The sequence below is a fragment of the Vibrio sp. Vb0598 genome (assembly GCF_033338935.1).
Classification (GTDB): domain Bacteria; phylum Pseudomonadota; class Gammaproteobacteria; order Enterobacterales; family Vibrionaceae; genus Vibrio; species Vibrio alginolyticus.
In genome coordinates, this window is the sequence record NZ_JAWOTP010000001.1 from 65,595 (window position 1) to 82,794 (window position 17,200).

A 17,200-nucleotide genomic window follows, 5' to 3' on the forward strand; every position below is an offset into this window, starting at 1 on the left:
TTCTTGTGATAATAAGAATTTTAACAATAAATAAAAAATCTCGTAGTTGTATACGAGTTGTGGGGAGAAAATGCGTTATTTACCCAGAAAGCGATGCTATTTTGCATTGTTCTTCCTCACCTTTTTCGCTTTGTGTATTGGGGTTATCGAGCTGTTAAATCGAAACCAGCAAGAGCTTCACAAAGAGCGAGTTCAAGTTGAGGCCAAAGAACAACTTTCCATTCTCCGTTCCAATTTGGAAGCGGTACTTATGGCGGATATCTACAAAGCCAGTACTTTAGCGACACTCATTACGTTACTTCCTAAAAATCAAGAAGAAGAATTGAGTATCGCCGCTCACCGAATCCTAAATAAAAGTAAACATATTACAATCATCGGTATCGCGAAAAATGATGTAATTAGTCATGTATTTCCACGCCAAGGTAATGAGCGCCTAATCGGCCTTGATTACCGCGCAGTGCCACAGCAGTGGGTACAGGTGCAAAAAGCCAAGGATGTACAAGAAATTTTCATCGCAGGGCCCGTTACATTGATCCAAGGTGGCCGAGGTTTGATCGTGCGTGTGCCTGTTTTTCTTGATCCTCCAATGAATCAGGACTACTGGGGAGTGATCAGTGCGGTGATTGATTTCGATGCTCTGATGAGAGAAACCGGCGTAATTGATTTCTCGTATCGTTACCCTTTAATGATCCGTGGTTACGATAGCGGTGGCTCATTTGGTGATGCTTTCTTTGGCGCGCAAAGTGTAAATAGCATGGTATATGCAAAAGAGATGGTTCATTTTCCTTATGGTGGGTGGAGTATGGTGGTTTTCTCTGGAGGCAAAGCTGATCGCCAAATCTCTTGGCATCAGTTGCATTTAGCTAGAGTAATCGGCTATCCCATTATATTCGCACTTAGCCTCGCGCTGTTCGCCATTTATCGACTGTATACCATTGCAGATGACAGAGCTTTACACGATGAACTCACGAATTTACCAAACCGTCGCTATTTTATGAAGTTTTACAAGCAGCAGTTCGAAATAGCGAAACGTTATAAAAAGCGTTATAGCTTCGCCTTAATTAATATTGACCTAGATAGGTTTAAACACATTAACGACACCTATGGTCACGACGCAGGTGACAAAGTTTTAATCGCTACGGCTGAAAGGGTAAAAAGCTCTCTGCGTAAATCAGACATCGTGGCCAGAATGGGCGGTGATGAGTTCTTAGTTGTAGTTCATCACCCAGGAACGGAAGAAAATGTTCAGTCCCTTCTACAAAAACTTCGATTAGCGCTATGCTCGACGCCCGTCATTTACGATGAAACGCTTATCTATTTGAAAGCCAGTATTGGGTACGCGATATTTGACCCGAAAATGTCATCTCCTGAGCAAATGATGAAAATAGCCGATGAGAGAATGTATCAACAAAAGCATGGCGGATGAGCCTGAACCCAGTTTCAATAAGGGGTTAGAGGAATGGTAAAGTTGGGAGCCCGAAATCTCATCATCATTGAGGTGCAAGAATATGTGACTTCATATGTTCACAGACACTTTGCTGAGAGAGTCGTTATTAGCAGTGCATTAAGTGGCATATTTGCATAATGTTGCATTTTGCAAATGCAGTTTGCGAAATTAATGGTTAATAAAGCAACGATATGCATCTGGATCTATTAAAAAACGGCTTTTTTAAAGTTGGCACGCATCGTGCTTTACTTAGAGTGACCCTTATTAAGCCGAGGGTCACCTAGCCAACTGACGTTGTTAGTGAATACAAATTGTTCACAAGTATATACCGCCAATCACGTTTATTGTGATTGGCGTTTTTTCTTTCTAAAGCCCGATGATATTCACATCGTTGCCCGTCTCATCAGCTTCTCCGCACTTGCTGTAACAACTAGGTTGTCTTGGACAAACCGCACCTCTGGAGCAGATCAACCTTGCTTGGGTTTGAATCCCGCGCTCTATCCAGTTGATGTTTAATATCTTAGCGATAGTCGTTAAGTCTTTTTTGATGTGGGGAGGAATAACACTACTTCCGCCGGAAGCGACACAAAGGGACTTAAGTTCTTCCGCTATGGAAACGGCATCGCCACCTTGTGCAGAAATGGCAGGGTTAAGATCAATACCGGCACATAGCACCCGATTATTCCCCGCAGGATCAAATACGTTGACCGATTCGCAGCAGTAGATACGTGGCTCGTCACCAACATTTAAAATCGAAATTTGCGCTGAACTTGTATCCAAAGGCTGGGAAAGGCGTCGGAATACCGCCCAGTGCTGGCAAGGGTCGTTCACTTTGCGCATGTTGCCCCAAGGCAATGGAATACCATTTCCGCGATACACGGCTTTTAACTTGCCAGGGCCATAGGCATCAAAATAGTGCCAATGAGGGTAAGGCGAGACCACCGTCATGCGACGCATTGCAACAGAAGGAGAAACTCCCGCCTTTTTGTGAACATCAATCTCGTAACCAGAACGGTCAAGCAACTGACGAAAGGGTACTTTGGGGCAGAGTAGGGCACCGGCAAAGAAGCTGGACTCAAAATCACGCCAAGCTTGCAGGATATCTTGCGAATTGAGTTCAGAGTTAGACACAGGGCTGTCCATTTGCTCCCAATTGTTTTGATGCCCGATAGATAAAACGTTATTCATTGCATCGCTGCTATGGAGCACTCTATGACCAATATATACCGCCAAGTCATACTTCAATCGGGTTGGATAGTCACGCATTCGTTTATTGAGATAAATAGTCCCAGGTGGCTCCATGAAAGACGTAATCAACTGTTTGGCGCTGACGCCCAGTTCATCAATCACATCTTGTGGCGCTCGATCTACCCAGCGGATATCCAATCCCATACTCTTTGCAATGTCTACGAGATCTTCTACAGATAGATTCAGCCGCTTCAAGCCGACCTCTTCGGCGGCGCGCTCTAAATCAGGAAAATGGTTTTGATGGTTTTCTTGGTGTGCTCGAATCAAGAGATGAGCAAACTGACGCCCCGTGATACCTGTTTGGGAGAGCATTTCTGGTATCGCGATTTGAAGAATATCATTGGAGAACAGAAAGCTCGGCTCCAACGCCATGCCACTAATCCCGCCACGATTTCCTTTGTTGGGTGTGATGGCTTCTAATTCGGGTTCATCATCTAAAAACCAAGCAGGATCTTTTTGAAAAACTTCCGCGATCACTTCGAGCATATCGATACTCGGTACGCGTTTTCCGCGCTCAATCATTGAAAGGTAAGAAACCGACGGAGCGTACTCTGGATTAATTCTTACACAACGGGCAGACAAATCTTCCATCGTTAAATGGTTGTTTTTTCTTAGGTTACGAATTTTCGTACCAAGAAAATGAGACTGACGAATAAGGCTTTTTGACACAGACATTTTGTAAAATTCACATTGTAAAATTTTTGTTGTGAAATTGTAGTCAATATTTCGCTAGTCTACATAATGAGCAGGCAAGGAAATTAACCATCCACTTCACAGAATTGCCTGAAACTTAAATAAAGGATTTAAGTTTTTACTCTAGGACGAGTTTTTAAGTGCGAGGATATGACGATGAATATGCTGAACTTCGATAAAAAAGAGATGCAACAACAACAACGCCCATTTATCGCTGAAGCCGTATTTGCCGTCGAAGCGGTAAGTGCTGAGCAGCAGAGTGAGAAACAAGTAAAAGCGAAGCAACTACTAGACCGCATGTTTCCATTGGAGAACGGGTCGCACCAAGATGTATCAAGTTACGTGATTGATTACCGCCATGTTTTGGCTTATTTCAAAGACGGTACACACAGCGGCCTGAAAAGCCCAAAACACTTCGTGGCGTACACTGGTGAAAAGGAAGATCCAAAGTCTATTTTGTTCAAAGATGATTCGGGCAATCATGTAGAAGTGCTGTTTGGCTGTCATAAAGGCACTGGTTGCGTGGAATTAGTGGACATTGATGATATTCAATTGGAAACTCGCACGACGTTTCATCCTGAACTAACTGGCAATGCACCAACCGCGATGCGCCATTGGATAAGTCTAATCAAAGGCGACAAAAAAGGTAAGCCAATGGCATGCAGTGAAGATAAAGAATATACCGCAAAAAATGGTGACGACTACATTCTAAGTTACTGTTACAGCGTCGATTAAGATACTCATGATTGGATACAAAAACCCCGCACTTTACAGCGCGGGGTTTTCTTTTTCATCATAAAAGTCGTTTTCGCTTAGCCAGTTTATTTAAATTGGCATCACGCGGTTACGACCGAGTTGTTTTGCTTCATAAAGCTGTTTGTCGGCTTTATTGATTAAGGCTTCAGGCGTATCACCCGGCTCAAATTCTGCTACCCCAAAAGAAGCGGTAATGCTGTGAACTTGTGTGCCTGAGCGCTTATCTCTGATACGCAGCTTTTCTATCATGCGGCGTAGTGTGTCTGCATATTGGCGAGCAATTCGCAGAGATTTGTTAGGTACAATTAACGCGAATTCTTCACCACCAAAACGGTACGCACATATCCCATCTCGGCAGCTTTGTTGTAGTCGGCGGGCAATGGCTTTTAATACTGTATCGCCAAAAAGGTGCCCGTAATTGTCGTTAAATGATTTGAAATGATCGATATCAAGCATGATCAAGGTCATTGCCTGATTTGATGCAATAAGTGAAGAGAGATCTTTGTCAAATGCTCGGCGGTTGTATAGGTTTGACAAACCATCGAACAACGCATCTTGCTGTACTTCAGCCAATTGGTTTTTGAGGCGAGAAATTTCTTCACTCGCGTTAGTCAATTGGCTATTCAAAAACTTTGTTGAGTGACGAATTTCGTGTGACTCTGCGACAAGTTGACGAATCACCACCATCACTTCTTCAATGCTTAGGCTATTGTCCTCAACTTTTTCCAGTTTATTAAAGCTTTTGTCTACCATCTCAGAAAAGGAGGAAGTATCTGAAATCGTATCGCTCATTGAACTGGATACTTCATGTAGCAGAACTTCTACATTGGTTCTAAGATCTTCAAGGCTGGTTTCTGCTTTGCTGGCCACATAGTTGTTGTAAAGCTGCTTATTGGTTGCTGGCGGGCAAATACCGTAGTTTTCTAACACCGTGTCTAACTCAAAGTTGAGTTCTGGAATGGTCTTGTCAACGTAGGTATACCAAAGCGCGTAGTTGGCTGGCGTGGCAGCAACATGGTTTTTGATCATCAGTGGGACCGCTTTTTTTAAATTAGCGGTTGATTTCTTAAACTCGTCGGTCATTTCTGCGATGGTACTAGCAAAATGGGATTGGGCTTAGATTAACGGATATTAACTAATGTCGCTTTAATTTTTATCACTTTTGCATGGTTTATATAGAAAATGAGTGATTAAGATCGTGATCAATACCGTTGGATTCGAATTTTATAAAATATCAGTATGAAACATGTACAGGCATTTGGTGGTATTGCGTGTTTTGAGATATCCAGCAAATGGATTCCGTGTAAACGTTAGTAACCTAATGATCGTCAAACTCTCGTTTTCGTATAAAAGCAAGTAAATCAAAAGGCTTAACGTCAGGGTCTCCGTGAAAAGAACTCGTAGACGAAGAATTAACATCTGAGGGTGCGAATTGAAAAAGAAAATAGGACTTTATTGGTTCACGAACGACTTGCGATTGCACGACAACCCACTGTTGAAAAGCGCCAGTGTAGAAATGGACGAGTTAATTTGCTTGTATTGCTACCCTTCAATGACGCCTTACTTGCATCACTTTGCGCAGGAAGCCTCTTTCGGGCGTGCGAAATTGCAGTTTCTCGACTTATCGCTTAGTGAACTCAATCAATCTTTGAATCACCTTGGTCAGCGATTATGGGCGGTTGAACTGACGCCCGATCAAGCAATCAAGTATGCTGTTAATCGCTTCGACGTCACACATATATATGCTGACGCCTTTCCCGGTTCGGATGAGCAACAAGCGTTAGATCGCGCAGTTGAAGGCGCGTCTCATGTAAAAATAAAACAGCAAGCAATCCGGACCCTGTTAAGGGAAGAACAACTGCCATTTGACTTGAGCAATCTGCCTACGACTTTCACGCAGTTTAGAAAGCAAGTTGAAGGTTTAGACATCTCTCGGCCCCACGAGAGTATCCGTTCGTTACCTCCAATTCCTTTAGGTGTGAATCTTCCTTCCGTTACTGCATATTACTTTGACACAAAAGCTGCGTTTCATGGTGGAGAAAGCCGCGGGCTTGAACATTGTCGCCAGTATTTTGCTTCCACACTAGCCAGTGAATACAAACAAACACGCAATGGTTTAGATGGCATGGATTACTCCACCAAGTTCTCTCCTTGGCTAGCTCATGGGTGCGTTTCTCCGAAAACTATTTATGCCATGTTGAAACGTTATGAAGCGGAGAATGGTGCAAATGATTCAACCTACTGGATTTACTTCGAGCTGCTTTGGCGTGAATACTTTTATTGGTATGCCCGTCGACACAAGCGACAGCTCTTCCGATTCGGTGGCATCCAAAATCAAGCACCACTCACCAGCTTTTACGCGCACCGTTTTCAACAATGGAAGAAAGGTGAAACGCCATTTCCTATCGTCAATGCGTGTATGCACCAACTTAATGAAACCGGTTATATGTCGAATCGTGGCAGACAGTTAGTCGCCAGTTGTTTGGTGCATGAACTTGGCCTCGATTGGCGTTATGGCGCGGCGTACTTTGAGTCACAACTGGTTGATTACGATGTGGCATCAAACTGGGGAAATTGGCAATACCTAGCGGGCGTTGGTGCTGATCCGCGTGGTTCACGACAATTCAACCTCGAAAAGCAAACCGAAATGTACGATCCGCACATGGAGTTCATCGATAGGTGGCAAGGTCGTTGTCCTGGCGCGCATTTGGATAGTGTAGACATGGTCGATTGGCCGATTGTGATGGGCAGCAGTGACAAAGCTTCGTCATCGGAGAAACCGTAATGCAATTTGAAACCGTACGATTGATCTTGGGCGATCAACTCAACAGTGAGCACTCTTGGTTTCAGCAACCGGATGAGCAAGTGCTTTACCTGATTGCGGAGCTCAAGCAAGAGAATACTTACGTCACGCATCACATTCAGAAAGTGTGTGCGTTCTTTTCTGCAATGGAACAGTTTGCGAAAGAGCGTCAGAGCGAGGGTCATCAAGTTTTGCATCTCACATTGGATGACACACAATCCTTCGACGATCTTGAGCAAGTCTTGCAACACTACGCGAGTGAAGTTGGTGCAAGTAAGTTTGAATATCAACGCCCGGATGAATACCGTCTTCTGGAGCAGTTAGCCAAACTAAAGCTTGATGGGGTCGTGACGCGTTGTGTCGACTCGGAACATTTTTTGTTGCCGTTTGAGGAAATAGAATCGCAGTTTCCTCAAGGTAAACACATCATGATGGAGCACTTTTACCGCCGTATGCGCAAGCGCTTCGACATCTTGATGCAAGACGGAAAGCCCGTCGGCGGAAAATGGAATTACGATGCCAATAATCGTAACAAGCTCAAAGCCAAAGACATTGAACAACTGCCACAACCTTTGATGTTCAGTACTGACATCCACGGCATTATTGAGCGGCTGGCACGACATGACATCAAAACCATCGGAAATCTCGAAGGGGACTTGTTGTGGCCGATTAATCGCGCGCAAAGCCTCTCTTTACTCGCGCATTTCTGCCAAGTCTGTCTGCCGTTATTTGGACGTTTTCAAGATGCCATGACAGGCCAGCACGATGCTAAGTGGAGCTTGTATCACAGCCGAATTTCATTCTCGCTTAACAGCAAATTGCTGCACCCGAGAGAAGTCATTGATGCTTCACTCAAGGCATTTCATTCCAACGCAGACATCGACATTTCTCAAGTCGAAGGGTTTATTCGCCAAATCTTAGGATGGCGAGAGTACATTCGAGGCGTCTATTGGGCGAACATGCCTCATTACCCGAAAAAGAACGAGCTGGGCGCAGAAAGAAAGCTGCCAAACTTCTTTTGGAGTGGCGAAACCAAAATGGCCTGTATGCGCAATGCGATTGAGCAGTCCCTCGATTATGCCTACGCACACCACATCCAACGTTTGATGGTCACTGGTAACTTTTGCTTGCTAACCGAGATCGACCCAGATCAAGTGGATGAGTGGTATCTCGGTATCTATGTTGATGCGATTGAATGGGTCGAAATGCCGAACACACGTGGCATGGCATTGTTTGCGGATGGCGGCATTGTTGGCACCAAACCTTACGCGGCGAGTGGTTCTTACATCAACAAAATGAGCGACTACTGTAAGGGTTGCCATTACGACAATAAGGCGAGGAGTGGGGAAGGATCGTGTCCGTTTAACAGCCTTTATTGGCGCTTTATGAACAAACACGACAAGCGCCTCGCAGCCAATCCACGAATCGGGATGATTTTCCGCTCTTGGGACAACATGGAAGAACAACAACGCCAAGCGATTCTTGATACCGCAGAGCACTACATAGAAAACGTGGAGAACTTGTGATGGAAATACTCATCGTCGGTGGCAATGGTGGAATTGGTTTGGCGATGGTGAGAGAAGCCGCAGCTCGGTTTCCTCAAGCTCGCGTGCATGCCACTTATCGTAAGCAGCAACCAGATTGGCAACACCCAAATGTCGTTTGGCATCAAGTGGATGTATCGCAAGACGAGCAGGTAAAAGCGTTCAGTGAGCAGATTGAACACGTCGATTGGTTGGTGAACTGTGTTGGTATGTTGCACACCCAAGAGAAAGGTCCTGAGAAGAATCTTAGCTCGCTCGACGCAGACTTCTTTCAGCAAACCATCACGGTTAATACTTTGCCAAGTTTGCTGTTGGCGAAATACTTCACGCCCAAGCTAAAGCGCAGTACTGCACCCAAGTTTGCGACCATTTCGGCCAAAGTTGGCAGCATTAGCGATAATCAGTTAGGTGGTTGGTACAGCTATCGAGCATCGAAAGCCGCATTAAACATGTTCCTAAAAACCATGTCGATCGAATGGCAAAGAGTGGTCAAACATGGCACGGTGCTTTCACTTCACCCTGGCACCACAGATACCGCTTTGTCGGCACCTTTTCAAACCAATGTCCCAGAGGGAAAGTTGTTCACGCCAGAGCGAGTTGCTAAGGATTTATTAGGCTTGATAGAAAAAGCAACCCCGCAAGATAGCGGGGCGTTTTGGGCTTATGATGGGACGTTATTACCTTGGTAAGAGAACGCGTACAAACGTTAATACAAATGAAATAACATACTCCAGATAGGGTCGGAGTGACCTACGTTTTCGTTGATTTATTTCTTCGGCAACGCTCAGAACAATAAACGATTTCCTCCCAATTTCGCGCCCACTTCTTTCTCCAAGAAAATGGGCGCTGACAGACCGGACAGACTTTCATGGGAAGGTTGGATTTAAAACCTTTCATCGCGCTGAATGTTCACTCCTAATTTGGTTAAAACTACTTATCAAATAGGTACAGGTAATCGCCGTAGCCTAAACTCGCCATCTTGTTCACAGGTACAAATTTCATCGCAGCAGAGTTCATGCAATAGCGTAATCCCGTCGGCTTCGGACCATCTTTAAACACATGACCTAGGTGTGAATCACCAAACTTACTGCGGATCTCCGTTCTAGGGTAGAGTAGTTTATAATCGGTTTTCTCCACGATGTAACCCGGGTTAATTGGTCGAGTAAAGCTTGGCCAACCTGTGCCAGATTTGTATTTATCAGTAGAAGAAAATAGCGGTTCACCGGTCACAATATCCACATAAATTCCCGCTTCTTTGTTGTCCCAGTATTCATTATCAAACGGACGCTCCGTGCCTTCTTCTTGCGTCACGTAATACTGTAGCTCTGTTAAGTTTGATTTGATTTCAGACTGAGCAGGCTTACTGTACACTTTCACTTTCGAAAGCAGCTTTTTTTCTTCAATCAACTGTCGAAGTGTTTTAGGGCTTTCTTTTCGATCTTCACCAAATACTTCGTCGAGATATTTATCGCGACCTGATGCGTAGCGGTAGTATTTGTACTTCAGGCTACTCTTCTTGTAGTAATCCTGATGATACGACTCCGCAGGGTAAAACTTTTCAAACTCGATCAGCTCTGTTTTCAACGGTTTTGGATAGATCATCGCCTTGTCGATTTCCATCATAAACTGCTTAGCAATCTGCTTTTGCTCCGCATTATGATAGAAGATCGCCGGACGGTATTGAGGACCACGGTCAACAAATGAACCTTTATCGTCGGTAGGGTCGATATGACGGAAGAAGTAGTCCAGCACTTGCTCGTAGTTCACGACAGCAGGATCGTACTTCACCTCAATCACTTCAATATGACCAGATTTACCAGAAGAGACTTGGCGGTAAGTCGGGTTTTCAATATGACCACCTGAATAACCTGATACAACATCGATTACGCCGGGCAGTTGCTCTAAATCCGATTCTGTACACCAGAAACAACCGCCAGCTAGCGTTGCGATTCTTGTATTCTCTGAAGCCTTCAGCTTATCCATCGTATCGGCGGTACCTGTTTTACTCAATAGTAGAAACAAGACTGGAAGTGCGAAGGAGAAACCGGCCAATAACTTAGACATATTCTTCATAGCTACCTCATCGTTATTTTTGTAGAAAGTGTTACTTAAATAAAAAGTGTTACGTATAGAGAAAGGTAACCGAGCGAAAAAATTACAGTGATGTTGAAAATTCCGTTGCCCTTTTATGCGATAGAGCTAAAGTATCGACAAGAAACACACCGCTAGTAAGGGCAACGATGCCTTGAATAAGCGATGCTAAATGAGGTAAATCATGCAAGCTGAAGTTAAATGGATAGAAGATTTTAAATTCCTTGGGCAATCTCAGTCGGGCCACTCCGTAGTGATGGATGGCAATGGTGGTGCAACCGCACCAAGCCCAATGGAAATGGTACTAATGGCTGCTGGTGGCTGTAGCTCTGTCGATGTTGTTGATGGTTTGAAAACAGCAGGCCAAAAGGTTTCGTCAGTTAATGCCAAGCTAACCACAGAGCGTCGTGAAACCGCACCGCGTATCTTTACGCAAGTGAATATCCACTTTGAAGTGTCAGGTGACGAGCTTGACCCAGAAGTCGTAGCAAAAGTGGCGGCTGACTCGCTAGAAAAATACTGCTCGGTTTGCTTAATGCTAGGTGAAGGTGTTGAGATGACCCACAGCTGGGAAATTGTGTAAGCCGACAGACTCCACAAAATATAAAAACAGGAAAGAGAAAAGTCCGGGCTTTTCTCTTTTTTTATTTCGCAATTCACGTACCTTGTGAAGAATCTGAAAGCAGTAATTGCAGGTTGTAGGAGTCTTCCAGTGACAGAACTAGAAAAAATGATGTCTGGCCAGGTCTTTGATGGCATGGACAAAGAAATTGACGCCATTAGAAGCCATGCTCTTCAAGCACTTAGAGCACTTAATAATAACACCGACGAAAGTCAGCGCGACGAATTGCAAAAGCAGCTATTTGGCAAGGTAGGCCGTTGTATTGTCCAGTCCCCTTTTCATTGTGAATTTGGTAAGACCATCGAAATAGGTGAAGAAACCTTTATCAACATGAACGTGGTCATGCTCGATGGTGCCAAAATTACCATCGGGAACCACGTGCTCATTGGACCGAGCGTGCAATTTTATACCGCTTCTCATTCTGTTGATTACCGCAGTCGCCGACGTTGGGAAACGTTTTGTAAACCCATCACGATTGAAGATGATGTGTGGATTGGCGGTAACTCCGTTATTAACCAAGGTGTAACAGTTGGCGCTCGCTCGGTGATTGCAGCGAACTCGGTAGTCAACCATGATGTGCCGCCAGATTGTCTATACGGAGGCACGCCAGCTAAGTTGATTCGTCGTCTCAACGAAGAAGAATTATTGTAAGAGAGCAAGCGTCGTTGTGACAATTATATAGCTTTCGAGAAGAATATAGCTTATTCGAGTTACATTAAGCCCAAATAAGCTATTTCTACATTATTCAACTTCAAAGTTTCAACTTGAACTTGAAAAACAATAAGGTATTAAGGGTTTAAACTATCTACTAATGCGAGTATTCCAGCTGAAGAGAATACGACTATCAGCATAGAGGAGTTTATAATAATTATTCCTATTAATAGAATTGATAGTGAGCGGTACCATCTAGGCACTTCTTTGGAGATATCGGGTAACTTTCGTTTTTTACCTGAGCTAGGTTGGACGATTAAACGAACAAACATCAATGTTCGGAAAAATGCGTAAGGCCATCCCGTAAATAGAGCTAGTTCGAAAGTGTTAAAATAAGGTTCTGTAAAGTAACTATTGACAACTTTTTTTGGCATTAAAATATGCATGATACCTATAAATAATGTCTGGAGAAAAATAATCAATATTCCAGAAAACATTAAGTATCCAATAATATTCCAAACTAATTGCATATGGCACCCAAATTTGTCTTTGAAACTAAGTCAGGCTGAGAGCCTAAGTTGTTGTATGTAAGCACAGCTGCTTTACCGGAGGCGTACCCAATAGCGGTAGTACCGGCAGCGAGTACAATGGCAGTCCCCCAGCCAATAGGGTTTGATACTAAAAATAGACCGACTAACGCGCTGGTACCCATTCCTACAGCTGTGCTAGTTATTGACTCAACAAAAATTTCATTCTTCTCATGTTGGTCTTGTGTATTCGCAATCTGAATGCAGGAAGCCGTCAGACCAACACCGACTAAAACATGTCCGCCCACTTTAGATGCTTGAGCTATTTTATTCAGTTTTTCGGCTTGTTTAACTATATGAGCATTCGCAGGTAACCCTCCACTTCGAGCTATGCGAATAGACTGGTGAGTCGTTTTGTTGCCAAATAACAGCTTTTCCATAGGGCCAACATTTTTCTTTAGTAGGTCTAAATGTTTTTTACGTCTACCATCATATTGTCCTTTACTTATTACTCCGTTTTTATAGTTTGCGTAAAGGTCGTTGATGTTCTCAATGAGCTTAATATTTCCTTTACTCATCAAGTTCCCTGTAGCACCCATCAAGGTACCTCCTGGAATAGTAATCATATTGGCGTTGTTTTCTAGCCATGCCAACGCCCAAAACATGTCAGCATGTTGCGGTGGAACTTGATTTGAGATTGATTTTGGAGGTTGATTGTAGCTGAGAAGATTGGGAGGCAAAACTTTATGGGGAGGAGAGCTGGGCATTTGAGGTTTAGACGCTGGGTAGATCCCTAGCTTCGCGATACTTTTAGGAGGTAACGCATTGTTACTTTGAGTTTTAAGTTGAGAGCTTGATTTGGGTAGAGCTGATAACCAAATGATATCGCCTGCTCTAATGCGGTTAGGATCTGAAATATGCTTGTTTAATGTCATTATATGAGTCAGTACCATCTGATAGTCCTTGCTACCATATGGAGCACCATACATGTTTAATATAATTGATGATAAGTTATCATGAGTTTTTATTTTATACTCAAATAATCCCGACACAGAGCACCTTTAGCTAATAATTTGTTTGTGCAGATACTAACAAGAAACTATATTTAAAAAGGTTTATTTTTTGCATTCTAGACTTTCATTTTAAAAAGTTACAAATTAGCTGATGTATTTATTATTTGCATGAAATTGTTAATGTGATTTTTTACATTTAAAGTGTGATATTAAACTTGGTTGGATAAGTGAAGGTCATACATGATTTGCTAGTGATAAAAAACCTGCGATAAAAAATACAAGTGCTAACATTGTAGAGTTTATGATAATTACCCATATTAATATGAAGGATAATAGACGGTACCACCTAGGCACCTCTTGGGATACATCGGGTAACTTTCGCTTTTCACCTGAGCTAGGTTGAATGATTAAACGAACAAACATCAATGTTCGGAAAAATGCTTAAGGCCAACCTCCAAATATAGTTGGTCGTGTATAAAATGGATAACGTGTAATGGCGAGATGTAAGCCTTGCACAACTAACAAAGGTTGGTTAAACAAGGCTAATAGTCGGTTATGGATGAATAACGATTTGTTGCTCCTCTGTCATCACAAGTGTCGCTTTGCTTTGTTCGATAAGTTGGGCAGCATAAGAAGGGGTAACGGCCTGCATATCACCTTTAGATCGAAGAGTTAAAGACTCCCACGCTTGATCTCGATATTTCCCTGCTTGGGTGTATTGAATCAGTACTTTCATAGCTTCACGCTCCGGTGTGGTTGACGTGCTACTTAAGTTAACGATCTTAGGTTGGTTGCGCATCTGTTAAAAATGAAACATTAGTTTAACTAAATGTGCCTTTCCAAATATCTCGCATTGAGCAGAGCAATTTAGAATCCTTGTGATGGAAGGATGAAGAACACTCAATCTTTCGATTCATACTGCGCAATATAATGTTTGAGAGATTTGGTTTCCGCACTCTGAAACTCTTCATCGTGCATACGCAGTGCTTGGATACGGTCGAGGCGGAACTGGCGGTAGTCATCGCGCAATTCGCACCAGGCGACCAGCGTCCAGACTTTGCCCCAAAAGAACTGGCCTAACGGTTGGATTTTTCTCTCGGTCACCTGTCCGCTTTCATCTTGGTAATCCAAACTGACCTTAAACTGATGATCAATCGCGTGGCGCAGAAGCTGCCCTCGTTTGGCAGTCTCGGATTGGGTGTGATAATCGGGCACAATCAGCGGACAATCTTCCACTTGTTGTTTGAGCTTATCGGGCAATACCGAAAGTATTTTGGTGGACGCAGAGTGAGACGCTTCGGCGAGTTCGGCATCCGACCAGGCTCGAACCATCCGCATACCCAGTTCAAGCGCCATCATCTCTTTTTCTGAGAACATCAAAGGCGGCAGATGAGAGCCAGCTTGCAATAGGTAGCCAACACCTGCTTCACCCTGAATAGGAACACCAGAACTGAGCAACGACTGAATATCGCGATAAATCGTACGTTCGCTGACTTCCATTCTTTCTGCGAGCTCTTTCGCTGTCACGGCGTAACGCTTTGCGCGCAGAAGCGTCAGTAGCTCAAACAGTCGTTCTGATTTGCTCATGATGTTCCTTATCTAGACCTACTGGTTGTTAGTGGTAGTGTGGCTGATTACTTCTCTAGCTCACTGCACATTTTTAAGTTGTGATGTTTAAGCTCGAAGCTTTCGCAGTCAATCATTGATAACAGAGGCTGAAATTCAACAGCTTGCTTAATCTGTTTTCCCGCCTGTTTTGCATCGTCCATTGAACGCCAGTAAATGATGTCTGTCCACACATCGTCCGTCGCTTCGTGACTGAGTGAGCGATACAAAAAGCCCGGCAGATTCTTCACAAACGTTTGTGACTGTTTGACAGCAGCGATCACGTCTTGCTCTGTTGTGCCTGCGGTTAGACGAAATTGCACAGTTTCGATAACGGTTTCCATATTGTGATTCCTTATTGGTTTTGGCGGATTGCCTGTTGAGTTCCAAATAAGGTTACGCGGATGGAATGTCAGAACATGTCAGTAGTGAAATCTCACTCACTTATCATCAATATGGTTATTTTTCTGGGCTGTTGTAACGATCCCAGTAAGGTAAATCTGTGCCGAGTTTTTCGCTGATAAAATCGATAAAGGCTCTTACTTTCAACGGCATGTGCTTGCGTTCAGGAAAAACCGCATAAATGGCGTGTTCTGGTAGAGAATACTCTTCCATCACCGGTTTTAGATTTCCTGCAGCAAAGTCTCTTCCTGCAATAAACGTCGGCAGTTGAGCAATGCCCGAGCCTCTTAACAGCAACTGGCGAATGGCTTCGCTGTTATTGACGATAAAGTTTCCTTTTGGAAGTACCTTGTATTCGCTGCCGTTGTTGATGAACATCCATTCGACGCCGCCACGGAAATAGGAGTAGCGCAGGCAGTTGTGACTGACTAAATCACTTGGTTTTTGTGGTGTTCCAAACTCCGCTAAGTAATCTGGCGAGGCACAAAGCACACTTTTACAAGGGGCGAGACGTTTTGCGATGAGATTGGAAGAGGTGAGTTCACCAATACGGATCCCCAAATCAAAACCGTCTTTAACCAAATCGACCATTTTGTCTTCGAGGTTTAAATCCACTTCAATTTTCGGGTAACGAGCGAGAAACTCACTGATCAAAGGCGCGATATGCAGTACACCGAAAGACATCGGCACGGTAATTTTGAGCCGACCTTGTGGAGAGCCTTGCAGTTCCGATACCGCGTCCACGCCTTGCTGGGCTAGGTTGAGCGCTTGAGAGGCGTACTCAAAATAGCGTTCTCCTGCTTCGGTCAGGCTCAGCTTACGCGTAGTTCGATTAAGGAGACGAATGCCCAAATCGTCTTCTAGTTGGTTGATGCGTTTGCTGATCGCCGATTTCGTCAGATTCAGCTGTTTGGCCGCAAGGGAAAAGCTGCCGCATTCGACAACAGCAACAAAAACGGGCAGGGAGGCAATCGCGTTCACATCAATCTCCTATTATCGTGAAGCATTTATTGTTGAGCACAAGGATACAATTAATTTCCAATTATAGAGATTATCTTCAAGAAGAAAACAATCTAGACTATGCACCAGTATTACGACCTTGATTTTGGGAAGAAGAAAATGAAGTACGATTGGATCCTGTTTGACGCTGACGAAACCTTATTCCACTTTGATGCTTTCAAAGGTTTGCAGCTTATGTTTTCTCGCAAAGGCGTAGATTTTACTGAACAAGACTTTACTCATTACCAAACCGTAAACAAACCGCTTTGGGTGGATTACCAAGACGGCAAAGTAACGGCAGATGAGCTAAAACATAAGCGTTTTACCGAGTGGGCTGAGAAGTTGAATACTACAACAGCAGATCTCAACAGCGCATTTTTAGAAGCGATGGCCGATATTTGCAGCTTGTTGCCAGGTGCAAAAGAGCTGATGGAAGCGCTGCAAGGCAAAGCTAAAATGGGCATCATCACCAACGGTTTTACAGAGTTGCAAGCAATTCGCCTTGAGCGCACAGGGATGACTGAGTACTTCGATAAAGTGGTGATCTCTGAACAAGTGGGCGTAGCAAAACCGGACTTAGGTATTTTTGAATACGCGATGCAGCAAATGGGCAACCCATGCAAAACGCGCGTACTGATGGTGGGTGACAACCTGCATTCCGATATTCTGGGTGGTAATAATTTTGGTATTGAAACTTGCTGGTTAAATACCACAGGCGCAAGCGTTGATGAGCGTATCGCACCAAATTACACCGTTGAGTCTTTGAGTGAACTAAAGAACATTTTGGTGGCGTAACCGA

At 43.8% G+C, this 17,200-nt stretch carries 17 protein-coding genes; 8 read left to right on the top strand and 9 right to left on the bottom strand.

Features of this window, described 5'->3' with window-relative positions:
* Positions 1-70 precede the first annotated feature (70 nt).
* Positions 71-1,426 (top strand): diguanylate cyclase, encoded by a 1,356-nt coding sequence (locus R7Q38_RS00295; protein ID WP_021035911.1) that lies wholly within the window; start codon positions 71-73, stop codon positions 1,424-1,426.
* Positions 1,427-1,813: 387 nt separating this feature from the next.
* On the opposite strand, the gene R7Q38_RS00300 is transcribed toward R7Q38_RS00295, so the two are convergent.
* The gene (locus R7Q38_RS00300) at positions 1,814-3,370 is read right to left on the bottom strand and encodes a DUF3612 domain-containing protein (RefSeq protein WP_005384164.1); all 1,557 of its coding nucleotides are present in this window, start codon (positions 3,368-3,370) and stop codon (positions 1,814-1,816) included.
* 174 nt (positions 3,371-3,544) lie between these two features.
* Here R7Q38_RS00300 and R7Q38_RS00305 point away from each other — a divergent pair, with 174 nt between their 5' ends.
* On the top strand, positions 3,545-4,123 hold the full coding sequence (locus R7Q38_RS00305) for a malate synthase (RefSeq protein WP_005374156.1): 579 nt from the start codon (positions 3,545-3,547) through the stop codon (positions 4,121-4,123).
* Positions 4,124-4,213: 90 nt separating this feature from the next.
* Here the strand turns inward: R7Q38_RS00305 and R7Q38_RS00310 are convergent, their stop codons facing one another.
* Positions 4,214-5,227 (bottom strand): GGDEF domain-containing protein, encoded by a 1,014-nt coding sequence (locus R7Q38_RS00310; protein ID WP_005374150.1) that lies wholly within the window; start codon positions 5,225-5,227, stop codon positions 4,214-4,216.
* A gap of 349 nt (positions 5,228-5,576) precedes the next feature.
* On the opposite strand from R7Q38_RS00310, the gene R7Q38_RS00315 reads away from it, so the two are divergent.
* From R7Q38_RS00315 to R7Q38_RS00325, 3 genes are read left to right on the top strand one after another with little or no spacing between them, the layout of a single operon-like run.
* Positions 5,577-6,929, top strand: a complete 1,353-nt coding sequence (locus R7Q38_RS00315) for a DASH family cryptochrome (RefSeq protein WP_085569242.1) — start codon at positions 5,577-5,579, stop codon at positions 6,927-6,929.
* Positions 6,929-8,473 carry a cryptochrome/photolyase family protein gene (locus R7Q38_RS00320; RefSeq protein WP_239938525.1) on the top strand — a complete coding sequence of 515 codons (1,545 nt, stop codon included), beginning with the start codon at positions 6,929-6,931 and terminating at the stop codon, positions 8,471-8,473. Before R7Q38_RS00315 ends, R7Q38_RS00320 begins: the two co-directional genes overlap by 1 nt.
* On the top strand, positions 8,473-9,180 hold the full coding sequence (locus R7Q38_RS00325) for an SDR family oxidoreductase (RefSeq protein ID WP_017819732.1): 708 nt from the start codon (positions 8,473-8,475) through the stop codon (positions 9,178-9,180). The genes R7Q38_RS00320 and R7Q38_RS00325 overlap by 1 nt, the downstream gene beginning before the upstream one ends.
* Positions 9,181-9,241: 61 nt before the next feature.
* On the opposite strand, the gene R7Q38_RS00330 is transcribed toward R7Q38_RS00325, so the two are convergent.
* Positions 9,242-9,388: a DUF2256 domain-containing protein gene (locus tag R7Q38_RS00330; RefSeq protein ID WP_005374142.1), complete on the bottom strand. Its 147-nt coding sequence runs from the start codon at positions 9,386-9,388 to the stop codon at positions 9,242-9,244.
* A gap of 33 nt (positions 9,389-9,421) precedes the next feature.
* Positions 9,422-10,564, bottom strand: coding sequence for a peptide-methionine (R)-S-oxide reductase MsrB (gene msrB / locus R7Q38_RS00335; protein ID WP_167415760.1), 1,143 nt, complete (start codon positions 10,562-10,564; stop codon positions 9,422-9,424).
* 202 nt (positions 10,565-10,766) lie between these two features.
* Between msrB and R7Q38_RS00340 the strand changes: the two genes are divergently transcribed.
* Together R7Q38_RS00340 and R7Q38_RS00345 are read left to right on the top strand one after the other, a co-directional pair.
* Positions 10,767-11,165, top strand: a complete 399-nt coding sequence (locus R7Q38_RS00340) for an OsmC family protein (RefSeq protein WP_005374132.1) — start codon at positions 10,767-10,769, stop codon at positions 11,163-11,165.
* Positions 11,166-11,294: 129 nt separating this feature from the next.
* A complete protein-coding gene (locus R7Q38_RS00345; RefSeq protein ID WP_053349374.1) occupies positions 11,295-11,855 on the top strand; it encodes a sugar O-acetyltransferase in 561 nt (186 codons plus the stop codon).
* Between the two features lie 520 nt (positions 11,856-12,375).
* Here R7Q38_RS00345 and R7Q38_RS00350 read toward each other — a convergent pair.
* The 5 genes from R7Q38_RS00350 to R7Q38_RS00370 all read right to left on the bottom strand — a co-directional run bounded on the left by R7Q38_RS00350 (position 12,376) and on the right by R7Q38_RS00370 (position 16,383).
* Positions 12,376-13,434 carry a glycine zipper family protein gene (locus R7Q38_RS00350; protein ID WP_239939264.1) on the bottom strand — a complete coding sequence of 353 codons (1,059 nt, stop codon included), beginning with the start codon at positions 13,432-13,434 and terminating at the stop codon, positions 12,376-12,378.
* 514 nt (positions 13,435-13,948) lie between these two features.
* Positions 13,949-14,131, bottom strand: coding sequence for a hypothetical protein (locus tag R7Q38_RS00355; RefSeq protein ID WP_021035913.1), 183 nt, complete (start codon positions 14,129-14,131; stop codon positions 13,949-13,951).
* 164 nt (positions 14,132-14,295) lie between these two features.
* On the bottom strand, positions 14,296-14,982 hold the full coding sequence (locus R7Q38_RS00360) for a helix-turn-helix transcriptional regulator (RefSeq protein WP_005497912.1): 687 nt from the start codon (positions 14,980-14,982) through the stop codon (positions 14,296-14,298).
* 47 nt (positions 14,983-15,029) lie between these two features.
* Complete coding sequence (locus R7Q38_RS00365) at positions 15,030-15,344, bottom strand: hypothetical protein (protein ID WP_213876792.1); 315 nt, start codon at positions 15,342-15,344, stop codon at positions 15,030-15,032.
* Between the two features lie 115 nt (positions 15,345-15,459).
* Positions 15,460-16,383: a LysR family transcriptional regulator gene (locus tag R7Q38_RS00370; RefSeq protein ID WP_005384329.1), complete on the bottom strand. Its 924-nt coding sequence runs from the start codon at positions 16,381-16,383 to the stop codon at positions 15,460-15,462.
* 138 nt (positions 16,384-16,521) lie between these two features.
* Here R7Q38_RS00370 and yjjG point away from each other — a divergent pair, with 138 nt between their 5' ends.
* Complete coding sequence (gene yjjG / locus R7Q38_RS00375; protein WP_182039681.1) at positions 16,522-17,196, top strand: pyrimidine 5'-nucleotidase; 675 nt, start codon at positions 16,522-16,524, stop codon at positions 17,194-17,196.
* The last annotated feature ends 4 nt before the right edge of the window (positions 17,197-17,200 follow it).